The sequence below is a fragment of the Actinacidiphila oryziradicis genome, assembly GCF_005047355.1.
GTDB lineage: Bacteria > Actinomycetota > Actinomycetes > Streptomycetales > Streptomycetaceae > Actinacidiphila > Actinacidiphila oryziradicis.
This window is the reverse complement of the sequence record NZ_SUMC01000016.1, coordinates 109,182-126,678: the sequence shown is the minus strand read 5'-3', so window position 1 is coordinate 126,678 and position 17,497 is coordinate 109,182. Positions and strand designations below refer to the sequence as shown.

Sequence of the window (17,497 nt, the reverse complement as noted above, 5' to 3'; positions counted from 1 at the left end):
CCCTGATCTACTCGCCCTTCGCCGCCACCAGCCCCACCAGCCGGCTCAGAAACCGCACCTTGCCGCCGTCCGCCTTGGCCGGCACGGTGACCAACTGCTCGGAGACCTGGTCCAGGGTCACCGCGTGCTTGGCGGTGCCGGTCATGAGTGCCGTGACGAACTGGTCGACCGGCGGGGTCACACCGGTGCGGTAGGCGGTCTTCGCGGTGTGGCGGGTGCTGAAGAACACCAGCGCACCGCCGCCCTTGGTGCGCAGCGCGAAGGGCAGGAAGGCGCCGGGGCTCGCGGGCTGGTCGGCGTACAGCGTCACGGAGTCGGCGGAGCGGGAATCCTTGGCACGTGTGGCGCGCTCCCCGGAGGTCGCGTCACCGGCGGCGAAGACATCCGAGCCCTTGGCGCCCCGCTGCAGGTAGTCGGCGTAGTCGCTGCCCAGCAGGGCCGGCTGCACCAGCAGATCGGAGCCGGTCACCGGCACCGGCTCGACATAGCCGTCCTTGTCCCGGGCGAGCTTGGGCAGCGCGCTCTCCGGTGCCACCCCGAGGTACGACGCCTTCCACGAGTCGCTCGCGCTGCCGCGCTGGAACGCCAGCAGCCAGCGGCTGTTGGGCGTCTGACTGCTGTGGACGTCGGCGACGAACCACTTGGGCCAGCCGCGCTGCTGGGGTATGAGGTAGTGCGCGTCGGTCAGCTTGATGGGCGTGTAGGTGGGATTGCCGCCCGGCGAGGCGGCGTGGTGCGCCTTCAGCCCGGCCTCGTCGATGGCGCCCCGGGAGCCGGTCTCGATGCTGGAGATGAGTGTCGCGTCGTACGCCCGGTTGGCCTTGTTGTTGGTCCTGGCGAAATCGCTGAGGGTCTTGGCGGCCTCAGCTTTCGTCACCGCCGGTACGAGCGCCCGCTCCCCGTGCACCGTCACGCACCCGGTCATCGTCGCCGCCGTCAGCGTCAACAGTGCCGCCGCCGTCAGCAAGCGCGACCGGCGCGTCCGGGACCTGCGAGTCATCGGGCTGGGGCTCCTTCGGGGCAGTGGGAGTGGTGGTCGGCGCCGCCACCCTACCGGGGGCCAGGAAGAGGAACATCGTCGGCACGAGGTAGAGCACCCAGACCGTGACCTGCAGCCATGTCGGGTCCGGCTGGAAGTTGAAAACGCCCTTGAGGAGCGTGCCGTACCAGCTGTCCGGGGGAATCGTCGTGCTGATGTCGAAGGCCCGGCTGCCGAGCCCCGGCACCCAGCCGGCCTCCTGGAGATCGTGGACGCCGTACGCGAGCACGCCGGCCGCCACGACGACCAGCATCGCGCCGGTCCAGGTGAAGAACTTCGCCAGGTTGATCCGCAGCGCGCCCCGGTAGAACAGCCAGCCCAGGAGCACCGCGGTCAGCAGCCCCAGGGCGGCCCCGACCAGCGGCCGGACCCCGTCGTCGGTGGCCTGTACCGCCGTCCAGATGAACAGCGAGGTCTCCAGCCCCTCGCGGCCCACCGCCAGGAAGGCGGTCGCCACCAGTGCGCCGGTGCCCAGTGCCAGCGCGGCGTCCAGCTTGCCGTGCAGCTCGGCCTTGAGGTGCCGCGCGGTGCGCCGCATCCAGAAGACCATCCAGGTCACCAGGCCCACCGAGATGATCGACAGTGAGCCGCCGAGCGCTTCCTGGGCCTCGAAGGTCAGCGTCGACGAGCCGTACTGCAGGGCCGCGCCGAAGGCGAGGCTGAGCGCCACCGCGAGGCCGACACCCGCCCAGACCGGCGGCAGCTTCTCCTTGCGGCCGGACTTGACCAGGTAGGCGATGAGGATGCAGACGACCAGGCTGGCCTCCAGCCCCTCGCGCAGGCCGATCAGATAGTTGCCGATCACGCTTGATCACGCTCCTTCAGCGGTCTCGAAAAGGGTCCGGCCCCACCAGTCGTCGCTGCCGCTGACGCCCGGCGGCACGGCGAAGACCGCCGAACCCACATGCTGGATGTACTCGTTGAGCGCGTCGTGCTTCGCCAGCTGCTTCTGCAGCGAGATGAAGCCCGAGCGCACATCACGTTGGTACGCGAGGAAGAACAGCCCGGCCTCCAGCCTGCCGAGCCCGTCGGTGCCGTCCGTGAAGGAGTAGCCCCGGCGCAGGATCGTCGCCCCGCTGTTGTCCGGGTGCGCGAGGCGGACATGCGCGTCCGCCTTCATCGCCCTGAAGTCCGGGGTGTCCCGCTCGCGCTTCCGGCCGATCGGGGCGCCCTCGCCCTTCGTGCGGCCGAAGACGTCCTCCTGCTCCTTGAGCGAGGTGCGGTCCCAGGTCTCGATGTGCATCCGGATGCGGCGGGCGACCAGATACGACCCGCCGGCCATCCAGGCCGGGCCGTCCTTCTGCGCCACCCACACGTGCTTGCTCTGCGCGGCCCGGTCGGAACCGGCGACATTGTGCGTGCCGTCCTTGAAGCCCATCAGATTGCGCGGGGTCTGTGCCTCCGGCGTTGTCGAGGACGTCTTGCCGAAGCCGAGCTGCGACCAGCGGACCGCGACCTTCCCGAAGCCGATACGGGCCAGATTGCGGATCGCGTGCACCGCGACCTGCGGATCGTCCGCGCACGCCTGTACGCACAGATCGCCGCCGCTGCGGCGCGTGTCGAGCGCGTCGCCGGGGAACTTCGGCAGGTCGACCAGGGCTTCGGGACGGCTCAGTCCCAACCGGCTGAACAATCCGGGCCCGAAGCCCACCGTCAGCGTCAGCCGCGACGGCTGGAGGCCCAGCGCCTCCCCGGTGTCGTCCGGCGGCGCCTCCGCGAGTCCGCCGACCGCGCCCTCGCCGACCGGCCTGCCCTCGGCCATCAGCCGGGCCGCCGCCGTCCAGTCCTTGAGCAGCCGGACGATCTCGTCCCGGTCGTCGGTGGTGATGTCGAACGCCGCGAAGTGCAGCCGGTCCTGCACCGGTGTGACGATCCCGGCCTGGTGCGTGCCGTGGAACGCCACCGCCTCACCGGCCGCGGCAGCGGTCCGCGTACCGTTGTCCGACCGCACGGCCGCCACGGCGCTCCCGCCCGCGGTGGCACCGAGCACGACGCCCGCGCCGCCCCAGCCGATGACTCGCCGGCGGGCTACCACCGCGCTCGCCTCGGCCGGCGCGAACGCGATGCCCGCGCTGAGCGCGGGTTCGTCAGCCATGAGCTTCTGCCTTCCTGCCGCTGTGTCCTGGAGCGCCCTTTTCCGGCTCGTCCGGCCCGTCCACCCGTCCGGCCCGTCCGGCGATTGAGGACGAACCCGTGCCGGTGCGGACCCGGCTACTTCGCGACCACTGCGGCGGCCAGCCGCGACAGCGGCTCGGCCAGCGAGTTCACCGCGTCCGAGAGCTTCTTGCGGTCGGCCTTGCCGACGGTGTCGTACGAGACGAACTCCACCCCCGACGAGCTACCGCTCTTGCGGTACTGGACGAGCAGGGTGCCGATCGCCGTGAACTGCTTGTCGAGCTCCTTGGTCAGCGCCGCGTCATTCTCGGCGGCGACCGGCTTCAGCAGCTCGTACGCCTGCTGGGCGCCCTCGACATTCGCCTTGAAGTCCGAGAGGTCGGTGTGGCTGTAGCGGTCTTCCTCGCCGGTGACCTTGCCGGTGGCGACCTCGTCCATCAGCTCCTTGGCGCCGTTGGCCATGCTGGTGGGGGTGATGTCGGCCTTGCCGACCCGCTTCTGCCAGTCCTTGAGGTCGGTGACCAGCTGATCGGCGAGGGTTTTCTCCGCCGAGCCGATCTTCTTGTCCTTCCACAGTGCCTTCTCCAGGCGGTGCCAACCGGTCCACTTCTGGCCGTCCTCCAGACCGTCCTCACGGGTGTCGGTCTTAGGGTCGATGTCGCCGAAGGACTCCGCGACCGGTTCGGTCCGCTCCCACCCGATCCGGGAGGTGGCGAACTGCGCCTTCGCGGCCTCGACGTCGCCCTTCTTGACCGCGTCGGCGAACTTCTGCACCGCCGGGATCGTCAGGTCCGCCTGCTCCTGGGCGTATTTGCGGTACGAGGCCACCGCGGCGTCCAGCCGGGGGTCGGTCTTCTTGGCCGCGCCCTTGCCGGTGGCGGTGATCTTCTGCCGGATGCCGTCGCCCTTCATGCCGGGCTTGCAGGCGATCTCGTATGTGCCCGCCTTGATCTCGGCGGTGACGGTCGCCCTGGTACCCGGGCCGATGTTCTCCCGCTCGGTGACGATCTTGTCGCTCGGTGTGTAGACGTAGACCTCGGTGACCTTGGATCCCTTGTTCTGCACCGCCAGCTGCACATGCCCGGCAGGGAAGGAGGTCTTCGACACCTCGCACTTGCTGTCGGTCGCGGTCACCGTGATCGCGCCGGAGCTCCCCTTACCCTCCGACTTCTCTGCGCAGCCTGTGACGGCGGTGACCGCGACCACCATGCCTGCGGCGGCAACAGCTGACATGCGGACGGACGACATGGGTCTACTCCAGGCGGCTCAGAAAGCTCAGAAAGAAGGCAGGCCAAAAGATCGAGCGGACATCACCTTTGGGAAGGCTGCCCTAACTTATCTTAGGCTCACCTTACTTTGCCCGGATTTTAGTCAAGCAAAAGTAATGGAATAGTCAAGGAAGCGTCAGGATCTCCGCGCCGGTGTGGGTCACCACAAGCGTGTGCTCGAACTGCGCGGTGCGCTTACGGTCCTTGGTGACGACCGTCCAGCCGTCCTCCCAGACCTCGTACTCGTACGTACCCAGGGTCAGCATCGGCTCGATGGTGAAGGTCATCCCGGGCCTGATCGCGGTGGTCGCGCGAGGGTCGTCGTAGTGCGGAACGATCAGCCCGGAGTGGAACGACGTATTGATGCCGTGCCCGGTGAAGTCCCTTACGACGCCGTAGTCGAAGCGCTTGGCGTACGACTCGATCACCCGGCCGATCACATTGATCTGCCGGCCCGGCCTGACCGCCTTGATCGCCCGGTTCAGCGACTCCCGGGTGCGCTCCACCAGCAGTTTCGACTCCTCGTCCACGTCCCCGACGAAGTACGTGGCATTGGTGTCGCCGTGCACCCCGTGGATGAACGCCGTCACATCGAGGTTGACGATGTCCCCGTCCTGAAGGACCGTCGAGTCCGGGATGCCGTGGCAGATCACCTCATTGACCGACGCGCACAGTGACTTCGGGAACCCCCGGTAGCCCAGGTCCGACGGGTATGCCTGGTGGTCGCACATGTACTCGTGCGCCACCGCGTCCAACTCGTCCGTCGTCACGCCCGGCGCTATGTGCTTCGCCGCCTCCTCCATCGCCCGGGCGGCGATCCGCGACGCGATCCGCATCTTCTCGATGATCTCCGCGCTCTGCACCTCCGGGCCTGTGTACGGCGTCGGCGCGGGCTTCCCCACGTACTCGGGACGCGGGATCGACGCGGGGACGGGGCGGGGGGGCGAGAGCTTGCCGGGTACCAGGACAGACATGCCAACGAGTGTATCGGCGGGCTGTCGGGCAGCATGGCTCCATGGCCTTGTTCAAGCGCGCACCCAAGCACACCGGCAAGCCCGGCGAATGGTTCTACTGCCTGGAGCACAGGAAGGTCGAGGAAGGTCCGGAATGCCCGGCCAAGGACCGCCTGGGCCCCTACCCAACCCCCGAAGAAGCCGCGCATGCCGTCGAGACGGTCGAAGAGCGCAATGAGGAGTGGGAATCCGACCCGCGCTGGCGCAACGACGAGAAGTGAGGAGCGGCGGCAGAGCGGCAGCGGCATATGCTGACATAAAGGGATGAGGTGAGCCCCGTGCTCTTCGCCGACCGTATTGAAGCGGGCCGGCTCCTGGCCGCCGAACTGGACCACCTCAGGGGCCGGGACGTCGTCGTACTCGGCCTGCCGCGAGGCGGCGTCCCGGTAGCGGCCCAGGTCGCCGAGGCGCTCGGCGCACCGCTGGACGTCAGCGTCGTCCGCAAGCTGGGCGTGCCCTATCAGCCGGAGGTCGGCATGGGCGCCATCGGCGAGGGCGGGGTGCGGGTCGTCAACCGCGACGTCATGCACATGGCGCACGTCTCGAACGACGAACTCGCCCTCGTCGAGGACCGCGAACGCCTCGAACTCGCCCGCCGTGCCCGCCGCTTCCGCGGCAACCGACCGCCCGTCCGCATCGAGGGCCGGACCGTCATCGTCGTCGACGACGGCGTCGCCACCGGCTCCACCGCCCGCGCCGCCTGCCGCATCGCCCGCGCCGGCGGCGCCGCCCGAGTGGTACTCGCAGTGCCCGTCGCCCCCCACGACTGGGCCGCCCGGCTCGGGGACGACGCGGACGAACTGGTCGCCGTGCAGACCCCGAGGCGGCTGTCCTCCATCGGCGAGTGGTACGCCGACTTCACCCAGACCTCCGACGACGAGGTCATCGCCTACCTGACCCGCACCGCCAAGGACGGCGAGGTCGCTGTCGAAGCCGGCTCCCTGCGGCTGGACGGACAGCTCACCCTCCCCGAGCAGGCGGTCGGCATCGTGGTCTTCGCCCACGGCAGCGGCAGCAGCCGCCACAGCCCCCGCAACCGCTTCGTCGCCACCGAGCTCAACCAGGCCGGCCTCGGCACGCTTCTCCTCGACCTCCTCACCGAGGAGGAAGAGCTCGACCGGGACAATGTCTTCGACACCGGGCTCCTCGCCGCCCGCCTCACCGCCGCCACCCGCTGGCTCCGCGACCGCCACAATCTGCCCATCGGCTACTTCGGCGCCAGCACCGGCGCCGCCGCCGCCCTCTCGGCCGCCGCCGAAGCCGGCTCCGCCATCGCCGCCGTAGTCTCCCGCGGCGGCCGCCCCGACCTCGCCGCCCGCCTCCCCGACGTCACCGCCCCCACCCTCCTCATCGTCGGCGGCCACGACGACCTCGTCCTCCACCTCAACCGCCGCGCCCAGGCGCAACTGCGGTGCGAGAACCGGCTGCATGTCGTGCCGGGCGCCACCCACCTCTTCGAGGAGCCGGGTGCCCTGCGGCAGGTCGCCGGGCTCGCCTGCGAGTGGTTCACCGATCACATGGCGGGGCTCGTCACGGCTGGGTGATGGGTGGCGGCTGCGGGGCGGTGGTGACGGGGCTGGCGTCGCCGTCGAACTCGCTCGCCTTGATGCCGAGGAGCAGCGCCTTGAGCGGCGCCGGAGTGGTGGTGACGATCACGCCGGGGTCGTCGCTCTCGCGGAGGCGGATGGTTCCGGCGGCGGCCAGTTCTATGCACTCGGCCCCGTCACCTTGTCCCGAGTAGGAGGACTTCTGCCAGTTGATCTCAGACATGTCCCTGACATTATGTGTGCTGAGCGATGGCATGGACGAACTCACGAGACTCCTTCGTGGGCAGCGCTACTTTCGCCGTGCGCTCCAGGATCCCCCTGTGGTTGGCCAGTTGCGCCTCTGCGTCCAGAAAGGCTGAGCCGTGGGCGGCGTCGACGGCCTCGGACAGCACTGCTCGTGCGTAGTCCTCTGTCTGGAGCCTCCCCTGCTGCGGGTCGGCATGTACGACGGCTGCCCGGCGCGGCCGACCACCGCCCCCATCCCCGACACGGCCGAGCGCTACGGCCGAGGCCTGGGCCTCGTCGAGGCCCTGGCCGACAACTGGGGCACGACGGACGCCGATCCGCTGGGCTGGTACGCGAAGGCGGTCTGGTTCGAGCTCAAGACGGCGGCCGCTCCTGGGTTCCGTCAGCGGTAGGGCGTAGGGCGCAGGGCGCAGGGCTGGGGCTGCTTCGGTGGGGCCATTTCGGTGTGGGTGGGGTGCGGGAGCGCTGGCTCCCTTCGGTCGCAAAGAAAAAGGCGCTCCTACGGGAAGGGGGAGGGGCGCTGCCGCTTGTCACCGGGCTGTCGGGTGGGTGGGTTGCGGGTGTCAAGGCGGCTTGTGCGGCTCTTGTCCGGTGGGTGTCCGGGGTCTCGTTGCCGTATCCGGGTAGAGATGGTCGGTGGCGACGCCTCTACTCCGTGGGCGGCTGGACTGCCGTAACCGGCGGCTGCCGGGTAGTTGGTGGCTTGGCCCCGGGTCGAGGGGCGGGCGGGGGCCTCCCGCCCGGTGGGCGCCGGGCGTCCAGGCGGGGGAAGGGCTCGGGGGATGCGGGTCCCGTGGATCCGCTCGCCGCAGAATCGTTTCAGCGGGATCTTGCAGCCTTTCCCCCAGTCGACATATCGGGCAATTCCCCTCGTGCCTGCGTACACTCCCAGTCATGCCTGCGCGCACTTCGGTGAGACGGGAGTGTACGCAGGCATGACTGGGAGTCCGCGCAGGCGGGCGGGTTTGCGGGGCCGTTGGTGAGCCGCCGCAGCCTGGTGGGCCCCGGGTGGTCCCTTGAGTGGATTTGAGTGCAGTTAGTGAAGTCCGGAAGTGGGTAATTCAGGCATATCTCTTCACTTTTGGCACTGAGAGCCTACGTGGACCTGATAAGTCGGGCATGAAATGGAGCAAATGCCGCCAAGGGGTGGCGGTGGCGACTTTCGCGGACCGAGACCGCACCCTAGCTGCGCGGACCCCAACCATTCACCGCCCCGAACAAGGCAGGGAGCCACCCGCCCCGCCGGAACGTTTCTGCACCCCCCGCCTGGACGCCAGCCGCCCACCGGACGGAACGGGACCCCCCGGCGCCCGTCGGCCCCCCGCCCCGGAGCCCAGCTCCCAATCACCCGTCAGCCGCCGGTTACGGCAGCCCAGCCGCCCACGGGCAAAAGGCGTCGCCACCGACCATCTCTACCAGGATCCGGCAACGAGACCCCGGACACCCACAGGACAACAGCCGCACAAGCCGCCTTGACACCCGCCGCCCACCGGCCCGGGAGCCAACCGACGAGACGAGCCCCCCTCCATCCCCTCCGCAGTTAGCGCCTTTCTCTTTGCGACCGAAGGGAGCCAGCGCTCCCGCACACACCCACGCCGAACTGGCCCCACCGGGGCGCGGTGCAACCTGCGTGGCGTGTCAGGTGACGGCCTCCGCCTCGGTCGCCTTCCGGGCGCGCAGCCGTAGGGCGTACTCGTTCGTACGGGCGTCGTATGACATCAGCAACGATTCCACGCAGGCGGGCGGGTGTGCGGCCGTTACTGAGCCGCCGCCTCCGCCCCTTGATGTGGGGTGTGGGCGGGGGGTGCAGGGCGAGGGGGCACTACCCGTAGTACTTCGGAGCTACACGGAAGTGCACTCCCCGGCGGGACGCCGACGACAAGGCGTGATCCATAGCTTCGGTACCGGAAGCACCGACAGACATCCGGTACTGAAAGGACCACATACCGACATGGCGTCCCCCCCGCGCAGAAGCCGCCTGCGCCGCACCTTGCTCGCCGCCCTCGTCACCGCCTCGGTGGCCGTGCCGGTGTCGGGTGCGGCCCGCCCCGCGGCCGTTCCGGCGCCCGTCCCGGCCGTCCTGGCTCCGCTGCGTGCAGCTACACCCGCGGCCCTCGCCGAGCGGTACACGGCCAACCGCGACGGCATCCGGGCCGCCGAGCGGATGGCCGTCGGCCACGGCGACCAGAAGCGGGCCGCCGAGCTGCGCGTCATGGCGGGCCCGGCGCGACACTTCCTCTCCTTCGACGGCCGCGACGGCGGCCGCACCGCCGAGGTCTTCGGTGATCTGTCCCGGGCCGATCGCATCGCCGTGCTGGTCCCGGGTGCGGACACCAGTCTCGACAGTTACCGGCGCTTACGGAACGACGCTGTAGCGCTCCGGCGGGAGCTGGGCGGCCGGTCCGCCGTCATTGCCTGGCTCGGATACGAAACGCCGGCCACGCTGAGCCCGGAGGCGCTGACATCGGGACGGGCCGATGCCGCCGCTCCTGGGCTGCGCACGTTCGTGCGGGAGTTGAGCGAGCTCAAGCCTGCCGCCCGGACCTCCGTCCTCTGCCACTCCTACGGCTCCGTCGTCTGCGCCCGGGCCGCGTCCGGGCTGAAGGTCGCGGACATCGTCCTGTACGGCAGCCCCGGCACCGGCGTCGACAGTGTCGCCGCGATGCACACCGGGGCCACCGTCTGGGCGGGCCGGGGCGGCAACGACTGGATCGCCGACGTGCCGCACGTGAAGCTCCACCTGCCTTTCGTCACCGTCGGGTTCGGGACCGACCCGGTTTCGCCGGAGTTCGGCGCCAAGGTCTTCGCGGCGGGCAACGGCGGCCACAGCGACTATCTGAAGCCCGGTTCCTTATCGCTGAAGAACATCGCCCGGATCGTCGCCGGAGAAGCCGAATCCGAAGGGGCTCCGGGGGGCCGTCATGCGTGAATTCGTGCAGCGGATCGATTCCGCGACTCCTCCCGACCGCGACCGTGCTATCGATGCCCTGCGCGCCCTCGCCATCCTGGGTGTGGTGCTCGGCCACTGGCTGGTCACCGCCCTGGTCGCCGACAGTGGCACGCTGCACGGCGCCAGCCCGCTTCAGTACCTGCCCCAATTCACCCCCGTTTCCTGGATGTTCCAGACCCTGGCGGTCTTCTTTCTGGTGGGCGGGCAGGTGGGTGCGAGGAGCTACGCCTCCGCCCGCGCCCGGGGCGTGACGTACGGGCAGTGGCTCGGCGCCCGGATGGCCCGGCTGAGCCGGCCGGTCGCCGCCGTGCTGGTGGTGTGGACCGTCGCGGCGTGCGCGATGCTCGCCTCCGGGGTGGGCGAGGAGACCATACGCGTGCTGTGCAAGCTGGTGCTGTCCCCGCTCTGGTTCCTGCTGGTCTTCGCAGCGCTGACGGCGGCGACCCCGCTGGTGGCGAGGCTGCATCCGCTGTGGCCGCTCGCCGTCGTGCTGCACATCGATCTGATCCGGTTCGGCCTGAGCGGCCCCGGCTGGCTCGGCTGGATCAATGTGGCGGCGGGCTGGCTCGTCCCGTACTGCCTGGGCGCGGCCTGGGCGCGGGAGGGCCTGCGGGGCCGTACGACCGGCTGGGTGCTGCTGATCGGGGGCGCGCTCGCCAGCACGCTCCTCGTTCTGTTCGCCGGCTACCCGGCCTCCATGGTCGGGGTGCCCGGCGCCGAGATCTCCAACCTCGACCCGCCGACCCTGGCAGTCGTCACTTTCGGCCTCGCCCAGTGCGGGGCGGCCCTGCTGCTGCTCGGCCCGCTGCGGCGGGTGCTGAAGCGGCCCGCGGCCTGGGCGGTGGTGGCGCTGGTGAACCTCTCCGCGATGACCATCTTTCTCTGGCACCAGACCGCGATGATGGCGGTTACCGCGATCGGCCTGTTCGCGGGCCGGCCCCTGACCGGCCTGCACACCGTGCCCGACGGCCTGGGCTGGGTGCTGGCCCGGCTGGCCTGGCTGCCGGTGTTCGCGGTGTCGCTGCTGGTGTGCTGGGCGACGTTCAGGACGTACGAACAGAGACAGCGGCGCAGCACCACAGTGGTGCGCGAAGGGCGCCCTGACCGGGCGGAGGTGGTGCACGATGCTTAGGGTGGATCCCGTGAAGCCGGGGGAAACGGGGTCCAGGGAGCGGCTGTTGGCCGCCCTGCGGAAGGCGCCGCGCGCCCTGCGCGAGGATCTGTGGACGGTTGCCGCCGATCCGATGCCGCGCATGGGGGAGCCGGGTTATCCGGTCTGGCGCCCGGTGTTCTGGTTGGTAATGGTGATGTTCGCGGCGTTCGTCGCCGTGTTCAGCGTGAGTCAGTTCCGCTGGTACTACCAGCTGGGCGACTACGCCACCCTGCTCGGCCTGGCCCAGGCCGTGGCGCTCGTCGTCGCGATGTCCCGGCCGGTGCCGGCCTGGTGGGCGGTGACGATCGCCATGGTCACCGTCGCGCTGGTCTCGGAGCCCAACGTCGGCCCGGGCCAGCTCTACCCCTGGGCCATCTCCGGGGTCACCGCGCAGGCCGGAGTGCTGCTCCTGTTGGCGTTGCGGGTCCGCCCCCGGGTGGCGGTCGAGGCGCTGACGATCAGCGTCCTGGCGGGACTGGCCTGCAGCACGTTCTTTCCCCGGGCCCACAACGACGACGTCCCCAGCGCTGTCGCGATTCTCGCCGCCGCGGTGGTGGTCGGCACCGCGCTTCGCGGTCGCCGGATGGCCCGTACGGAACTGGTCGTACAGGCGGAGATCACCTCCGAGGAGCGGGCCCGGCGCACCCTCCTCGAGGAGCGCAACCGGATCGCTCGCGAGCTGCACGACGTGGTCGCCCACCACATGTCGGTGATCTCCATCCAGGCGCAGGTCGCCCCGCACCTGGTCGAGAACCCCTCCGAAGAGTTGAAGGAGAACCTCGCGGGGATCCGTGAGAACGCGGTCGAGGCGCTCACGGAGCTGCGCCGGGTCCTTGGCGTACTGCGCTCCGAGGACGCCCTGCCGGAGGGGGCGCGGCACGCCCCGCAGCCCACCCTCGACCGGCTGGACGAACTGGTCGGCAAGGTGCGCGGGGCCGGGCTCACCATCGCCACCGAGACCAGGGGCAAGCGGCGCCCGCTGCCGCCGGGCGTCGAGCTGTCGGCGTTCCGTATCGTGCAGGAGGCGCTCAGCAACGTGATGCGGCACGCGCCCGGAGCGGAGGTGCGGGTGGAGATCGGGTACCGGTCGACCGGTATCACCATCCGGGTCACCAACACCGCGCCGGACAGACCGGTGACGCCCTCGCAGAGCATCGGGCATGGGCTGCTCGGCATGCGCGAACGCACCGCCATGCTGGACGGCGAATTCTCCAACGGGCCTACGCCCGAAGGTGGTTACGAAGTAGCGGCGATGCTTCCTCTGGAGGACAGTTCATGACCATCCGCGTGCTGATCGCCGACGACCAGATGATGGTCCGCCAGGGCTTCACTGTGCTGCTCAACGCCGAGCCCGGCATCGAGGTCGTCGGTCAAGCCGTGAACGGTTTGGACGCCGTCGCCAAGGTTGCCGATCTCGCCCCCGACGTCGTCCTGATGGACATCCGGATGCCCGAACTCGGCGGCATCGAGGCGACCCGCCGTATCACAGAACCGGCCGGCGCCACCGTCAAGGTCCTCGTCCTGACCACCTTCGATCTCGACGAGTACGTGTACGAGGCGCTGCGCGCGGGCGCGTCCGGGTTCCTGCTGAAGGACGCGTCGGCCGACGAACTCGCCCAGGCAGTAAGGGTGGTGGCGGCGGGCGACGCCCTGCTCGCCCCGAACATCACCAAGCGTCTCATCGCCGAGTTCTCCCGGATGACCGACGCCCCCCGCGCCCCGCTCAGAGGCCGCATCGGCCGCCTGACCGAACGCGAGACCGAGGTCCTGTCCCTGATCGCCCAGGGCCTGTCGAACACGGAGATCGCCAAGCATCTGGTGGTGGCGGAACAGACCGTGAAGACTCATGTGGGCCGGATCCTGGTCAAGCTGGGCCTGCGCGACCGGACCCAGGCCGCGGTCTTCGCGTACGAGACCGGGCTGGTGCGCCCGGCCGGATACTGAACTCCCTCTCCGCTGAGAGCCTTCCCCGCCGGCCAGTTTCGTGAGCCAGGACGCTGGTACGCCGCCCCGAGCAACTCGGTGTCAGCGAAAGCCGAGTGTTCAGGATCTGCCGACGCGGACCGATGCCGCACAAGCCGCCTTGACGCCCGCAACCCACCCACCCGACAGCCCGGTGACAAGCGGCAGCGCCCCTCCCCCTTCCCGTAGGAGCGCCTTTTTCTTTGCGACCGAAGGGAGCCAGCGCTCCCGCACCCCACCCACACCGAACCCCACCGAAGCGGCAACGACCTCCCCAGGGAAGGCGATGAGGGTGTCCGTCAGTGACGGGGCCTGGCCTGTGATGGCGCCGATCTCTCGTGTCGCAACGCTGAGTCGTTGCGTGGTGACGGTCTGCTGGTATTCGGTGATAGGAGGCGCTAGCGTCCTCGGTATGGCAAAGACGCAATTCAACGTCCGGATGTCCGAGTCCGCTGCCGACGCTGCCCGTATGGCGGCTGCCGATCAGAGAATAAGCCTCAATGAGTACATCGAGCGGCTTGTGACGGCGGATACCAATCCTCAGCGCGCGGCCTCGCTGGAGTACACCGGGACGTTCATCCAAGAGTGGGGCGACTTCATCGAGAACGAGGCCGCACGTGTCCAACGAGGTTGATCTGGCCTGGATCCTTCAGGTCGTGGAGAAGGCCGGTGTGGGCGACATGGCGCCGGATGACCTCGGTGTCGCGGTGGCCGCAGTGGAGCGGCACAAGGCCGAGCTGATGGGACGGCCGATCTACAACGGGGTGTTTGTGCGCGCGGCGGCTCTGGCCCATACGCTCAGTCTGCGATGGCTTGAACGCTCCAACACGACCGTGGCCATATCCTGCGCCCTGCGATTCATGATCGAGGCGGGCGCGCCTGTTGCCCCTGACAAGGACGGAATTGCGGAGTTCGTCGCTGAACTCGGCCGCCCCGACTGCACTGTGAGCAGCATCGCTGACGTGCTCCGCCGCTGGCGGCGGTGACGCGCTGCCCCGTCAGGCGACGGGCTCGGCCTCGGTCGCCTTCCCGTCGCGCATCCGCGCTGCGTGCTCGTTCGTCCGGGCGTCGTACGACATCAGCTTCGGCAGCGCCGCCGCCAGCAGCCCCACCGCCGCGACGCACGCCAGGCCGCCGGACCAGATGGAGGTGCGGACCGAGGTCAGGGCGGCCATGCCGCCGACGCGGACCTGACCCAGCTGGGGGCCGACGGAGAAGGACAGCAGTTCGATGCCGGCGAGGCGGCCCCGGAGCTCGTCCGGGATGGTCTGGTTCCACATGGTGCCGCGGAAGATGCCGCTCACCATGTCGCAGCCGCCCGCCACGGCGAGGAAGAGCAGCACGAGCCAGACGTTGTGCATCCAGCCGGCGACCGACATCGCCACGCCCCACGCCGCCGCCGCGAGGGCCACCATCCGGCCGTGGTGGTGGACACGTGAGGACCAGCCACTGGTGAGGCTGACGGCCAGCGCGCCGACAGTCCCGGCCGCGTACATCAGGCCCAGGGACCAGGGCGCGTGCAGGTCGTCGGCGAGGAAGGGGAAGATCGCCGTGGGGAAGGCGAAGAACATCGCGGCGAGGTCGATGGCGTACGTGCCCAGCAGTTCCTTCCGGCTCCAGGCGTACTGGGCGCCCTCCGCGATGGATCGCAGGGACGGTTTGTCGGCGTCGTGGGCGGCCGGGGAGGGGCGCAGTCCCAGGGTGAGGACGACGGACACCGCGTACGTCGCGATGTCGATGCCGTACGCCCAGGGCAGTCCCGCGAAGGCGATGAGGACGCCCGCCAGTGACGGGCCCGCGATGGCGCCGATCTGCCAGCGCAGGGCGTTGAGGGCGGCGGCTGCGGTGAGCTGGTCGTGCGGGACGATACGCGGCACGATCGCGTCCAGTGCCGGGCGCTGGAGCCCGATCAGGGCGCTGCTCAGCGCGGCGACGGCGTACAGCGGCCACACCATGGGGTGCGGCAGCAGGGTGTTGGCCAGCAGCCCCACGGACAGCAGGGCGAGAGCGGCCTCCGTGTAGAGGATGAGCTTGCGGCGGTCGAGCGCGTCCGCGAGGGCGCCACCGTAGAGCCCGAAGACGATCAGCGGTACGAGTTCGACCGCGCCGATGGCCCCGACCGCGAGGGTCGAGCCGGTCAGCTCCTTGAGCTGCACCGGCAGCGCGACGATCGTCAGAAAGCTGCCGAAAATCGTCACCACCCCCGCGCACCACAGCAGGCGGAAGTCGCGCGAGGAGCGCCACGGGGCGAGATCGGGCAGGAGTCGGGACACGGGGTGGCATGCTGCGCTAAGTGCCCGGTTCGGGGCAACAGGTTTTCGGGCCGCCCGGCCGGTTGCCCCCGGGCGGGGAAAAAACCCGGAACTACCGGGCGGACGCGATACGTTTTGCCGTCGGCAGACAACTGGCGGAGTACCCGCCCCACGTACAGGAGCCCCACCCCATGACCACCGCAGCGACGACACGCGACCGGCGGGTCAGCCCCATCTTCCTGGGGCTGGTCGCGATCATGGGGATATCCGGGTGGGCGGTGTGGACCGGCTTCTCGGCGAGCACGGGTTTCGCGGTGTTCCTGTTCGTGGTGTCGGGCTGGATCGTGTCCCTGTGCCTGCACGAATACGCGCACGCGCGCACGGCGCTGCACGGCGGGGACATCTCGATCGGCGCGAAGGGCTATCTGACCCTCAACCCGCTGAAGTACACGCATGCGCTGCTGAGTATCGTGCTGCCGGTGCTCTTCGTGATCATGGGCGGGATCGGCCTGCCGGGCGGCGCGGTGTTCATTGAGCGCGGACGGATCAATGGCCGGTGGAAGCACAGCGTGATCTCGGCGGCGGGACCGCTGACGAACATCGCGTTCGCCCTCGTCCTGCTCCTGCCGTTCCCGTTCGGCGGTCCGGGCACCGTACCGGGTCCGTTCCTGGCCGCTCTCGCGTTCCTGGCAATGCTGCAGGTCACCGCGGCGATCTTGAACCTTCTGCCCGTGCCGGGGCTGGACGGCTACGGGGTGGTGGAGCCCTGGCTGTCGCACAAGATCCGCCGCCAGGTGGAGCCGTTCGCGCCGTTCGGGCTGCTCGCGGTGTTCGGGTGCCTGTGGATCCCGGAGGTGAACAACGTGTTCTTCGAGGCGATCTACGCGATCATGCGGGCGTTCGGCGCGGACAACATCCTCACCGACTGCGGCCAGGCGTGGTTCCGCTTCTGGCAGGGTGACCCTCAGGTCTGCCGTGCCGCCCTCGCCTTGCGCATGTAGTACCAGCACATGTTGCTGGTCAGGCCTGCCACCAGGACCCAGAGGATGCCGAGCCAGCTGCCCCGCGCGAAGGACAGGACGGCGGCGGCCACCGCGAGGAGGCAGGCGGCGAGTGCGTAGAGGGCGAGGCGGGGCATGGGGGTCGGCTCCTGTCGGGCTGTCCTGGCAACCGGTTACGTAACCGTACGGCCCGGCCATTGTCCCCCACGCCCCGGCGCTGGCTAAATGTCGGTGACGCGGAGGCCGGCGTGGGCCTTGTAGCGGCGGTTCACCGAGATGAGGTTGGCGACCAGCGACTCGACCTGGTGGGCGTTGCGCAGCCGGCCGCCGAAGACGCCGCGCATCCCGGGAATGCGGCCGGCGAGGGCCTGGACGAGGTCGGTGTCGGCGCGCACCTCGCCGAGGACCAGGACGTCGGTGTCGATCTCGTCGACGTCCTGGTCCATGAGGGTCACCGCGGACAGATGGTGGAAGGCGGCGGTCACCCGGGAGTCGGGGAGGAGCGTGGCGGCCTGTTCGGCGGCGCTGCCCTCCTCGGGCTTGAGGGCGTAGGCGCCCTTCTTGTCGAAGCCGAGCGGATTGACGCAGTCGATCACGAGCTTGCCGGCGAGCTCTTCGCGGAGCGATTCCAGGGTCTTGGCGTGACCGTCCCAGGGCACGGCGACGATGACGATGTCGCTGCGGCGTGCGGTGTCGGAGTTGTCGAAGCCCTGGACATCGAGGCCGAGCTCGGCAGCGGCAGCCTGGGCCCGGTCGGCGGCCCGGGAGCCGATGATCACCTGCTGGCCGGCCTTGGCGAGCCGGTAGGCGAGTCCTTTGCCCTGCGGGCCGGTGCCGCCGAGGACCCCGACGACCAGACCGGATACGTCGGGCAGGTCCCAGGGGTCCTTGGCGGCGGGGGCGGGCGTCTTCACATCGTCAGAGCCGGAGGAACCGGAGGAAGTAGTCATA

The 17,497-nt window shown here is 69.8% G+C and carries 19 protein-coding genes; 10 read left to right on the top strand and 9 right to left on the bottom strand.

Features of this window, described 5'->3' with window-relative positions; genetic code table 11:
• Positions 1–7 precede the first annotated feature (7 nt).
• From FCI23_RS18725 to map, 5 genes are all read right to left on the bottom strand, one after another.
• The gene (locus FCI23_RS18725) at positions 8–913 is read right to left on the bottom strand and encodes a hypothetical protein (protein WP_136725050.1); all 906 of its coding nucleotides are present in this window, start codon (positions 911–913) and stop codon (positions 8–10) included.
• Positions 864–1,844 carry an iron uptake transporter permease EfeU gene (efeU, locus tag FCI23_RS18720; protein WP_136725049.1) on the bottom strand — a complete coding sequence of 327 codons (981 nt, stop codon included), beginning with the start codon at positions 1,842–1,844 and terminating at the stop codon, positions 864–866. Before efeU ends, FCI23_RS18725 begins: the two co-directional genes overlap by 50 nt.
• A 6-nt stretch (positions 1,845–1,850) precedes the next feature.
• Entirely contained in the window at positions 1,851–3,134 is a 1,284-nt protein-coding gene (efeB, locus tag FCI23_RS18715; protein WP_136725048.1) for an iron uptake transporter deferrochelatase/peroxidase subunit, read from the bottom strand.
• A gap of 116 nt (positions 3,135–3,250) precedes the next feature.
• The gene (gene efeO, locus FCI23_RS18710; RefSeq protein WP_136725047.1) at positions 3,251–4,402 is read right to left on the bottom strand and encodes an iron uptake system protein EfeO; all 1,152 of its coding nucleotides are present in this window, start codon (positions 4,400–4,402) and stop codon (positions 3,251–3,253) included.
• 145 nt (positions 4,403–4,547) lie between these two features.
• Complete coding sequence (map, locus tag FCI23_RS18705) at positions 4,548–5,396, bottom strand: type I methionyl aminopeptidase (protein ID WP_136725046.1); 849 nt, start codon at positions 5,394–5,396, stop codon at positions 4,548–4,550.
• A gap of 41 nt (positions 5,397–5,437) precedes the next feature.
• On the opposite strand from map, the gene FCI23_RS18700 reads away from it, so the two are divergent.
• Positions 5,438–5,656, top strand: a complete 219-nt coding sequence (locus FCI23_RS18700; RefSeq protein ID WP_136725045.1) for a hypothetical protein — start codon at positions 5,438–5,440, stop codon at positions 5,654–5,656.
• 57 nt (positions 5,657–5,713) lie between these two features.
• Positions 5,714–6,979 (top strand): phosphoribosyltransferase family protein, encoded by a 1,266-nt coding sequence (locus FCI23_RS18695; protein ID WP_136725044.1) that lies wholly within the window; start codon positions 5,714–5,716, stop codon positions 6,977–6,979.
• Here the strand turns inward: FCI23_RS18695 and FCI23_RS18690 are convergent.
• Complete coding sequence (locus FCI23_RS18690) at positions 6,966–7,205, bottom strand: DUF397 domain-containing protein (RefSeq protein WP_136725043.1); 240 nt, start codon at positions 7,203–7,205, stop codon at positions 6,966–6,968. The two genes, FCI23_RS18695 and FCI23_RS18690, sit on opposite strands and share 14 nt — an antisense overlap.
• Positions 7,206–7,344: 139 nt before the next feature.
• Here FCI23_RS18690 and FCI23_RS58310 point away from each other — a divergent pair, with 139 nt between their 5' ends.
• The 7 genes from FCI23_RS58310 to FCI23_RS18655 all read left to right on the top strand — a co-directional run bounded on the left by FCI23_RS58310 (position 7,345) and on the right by FCI23_RS18655 (position 14,279).
• Positions 7,345–7,620: an ATP-binding protein gene (locus tag FCI23_RS58310; protein ID WP_211265389.1), complete on the top strand. Its 276-nt coding sequence runs from the start codon at positions 7,345–7,347 to the stop codon at positions 7,618–7,620.
• A gap of 1,559 nt (positions 7,621–9,179) precedes the next feature.
• Positions 9,180–10,157, top strand: a complete 978-nt coding sequence (locus tag FCI23_RS18680; protein ID WP_136725042.1) for an alpha/beta hydrolase — start codon at positions 9,180–9,182, stop codon at positions 10,155–10,157.
• The gene (locus FCI23_RS18675) at positions 10,150–11,310 is read left to right on the top strand and encodes an acyltransferase family protein (RefSeq protein ID WP_136725041.1); all 1,161 of its coding nucleotides are present in this window, start codon (positions 10,150–10,152) and stop codon (positions 11,308–11,310) included. The genes FCI23_RS18680 and FCI23_RS18675 overlap by 8 nt, the downstream gene beginning before the upstream one ends.
• A complete protein-coding gene (locus tag FCI23_RS18670; RefSeq protein WP_136725040.1) occupies positions 11,303–12,610 on the top strand; it encodes a sensor histidine kinase in 1,308 nt (435 codons plus the stop codon). Before FCI23_RS18675 ends, FCI23_RS18670 begins: the two co-directional genes overlap by 8 nt.
• Entirely contained in the window at positions 12,607–13,275 is a 669-nt protein-coding gene (locus tag FCI23_RS18665) for a response regulator (protein ID WP_136725039.1), read from the top strand. The genes FCI23_RS18670 and FCI23_RS18665 overlap by 4 nt, the downstream gene beginning before the upstream one ends.
• 430 nt (positions 13,276–13,705) lie before the next feature.
• Entirely contained in the window at positions 13,706–13,927 is a 222-nt protein-coding gene (locus FCI23_RS18660) for a toxin-antitoxin system HicB family antitoxin (protein WP_136725038.1), read from the top strand.
• Positions 13,911–14,279 carry a fic family toxin-antitoxin system, toxin component gene (locus FCI23_RS18655; RefSeq protein WP_136725037.1) on the top strand — a complete coding sequence of 123 codons (369 nt, stop codon included), beginning with the start codon at positions 13,911–13,913 and terminating at the stop codon, positions 14,277–14,279. Before FCI23_RS18660 ends, FCI23_RS18655 begins: the two co-directional genes overlap by 17 nt.
• A 12-nt stretch (positions 14,280–14,291) precedes the next feature.
• Here FCI23_RS18655 and FCI23_RS18650 read toward each other — a convergent pair whose 3' ends face one another.
• Entirely contained in the window at positions 14,292–15,566 is a 1,275-nt protein-coding gene (locus FCI23_RS18650) for an MFS transporter (protein WP_136725036.1), read from the bottom strand.
• A gap of 170 nt (positions 15,567–15,736) precedes the next feature.
• On the opposite strand from FCI23_RS18650, the gene FCI23_RS18645 reads away from it, so the two are divergent.
• On the top strand, positions 15,737–16,546 hold the full coding sequence (locus FCI23_RS18645; protein ID WP_136725035.1) for a site-2 protease family protein: 810 nt from the start codon (positions 15,737–15,739) through the stop codon (positions 16,544–16,546).
• Here FCI23_RS18645 and FCI23_RS56470 read toward each other — a convergent pair.
• On the bottom strand, positions 16,510–16,683 hold the full coding sequence (locus FCI23_RS56470) for a hypothetical protein (protein ID WP_169316849.1): 174 nt from the start codon (positions 16,681–16,683) through the stop codon (positions 16,510–16,512). The two genes, FCI23_RS18645 and FCI23_RS56470, sit on opposite strands and share 37 nt — an antisense overlap.
• Positions 16,684–16,767: 84 nt before the next feature.
• Entirely contained in the window at positions 16,768–17,496 is a 729-nt protein-coding gene (npdG, locus tag FCI23_RS18640) for an NADPH-dependent F420 reductase (RefSeq protein ID WP_136725034.1), read from the bottom strand.
• Position 17,497 lies beyond the last annotated feature (1 nt).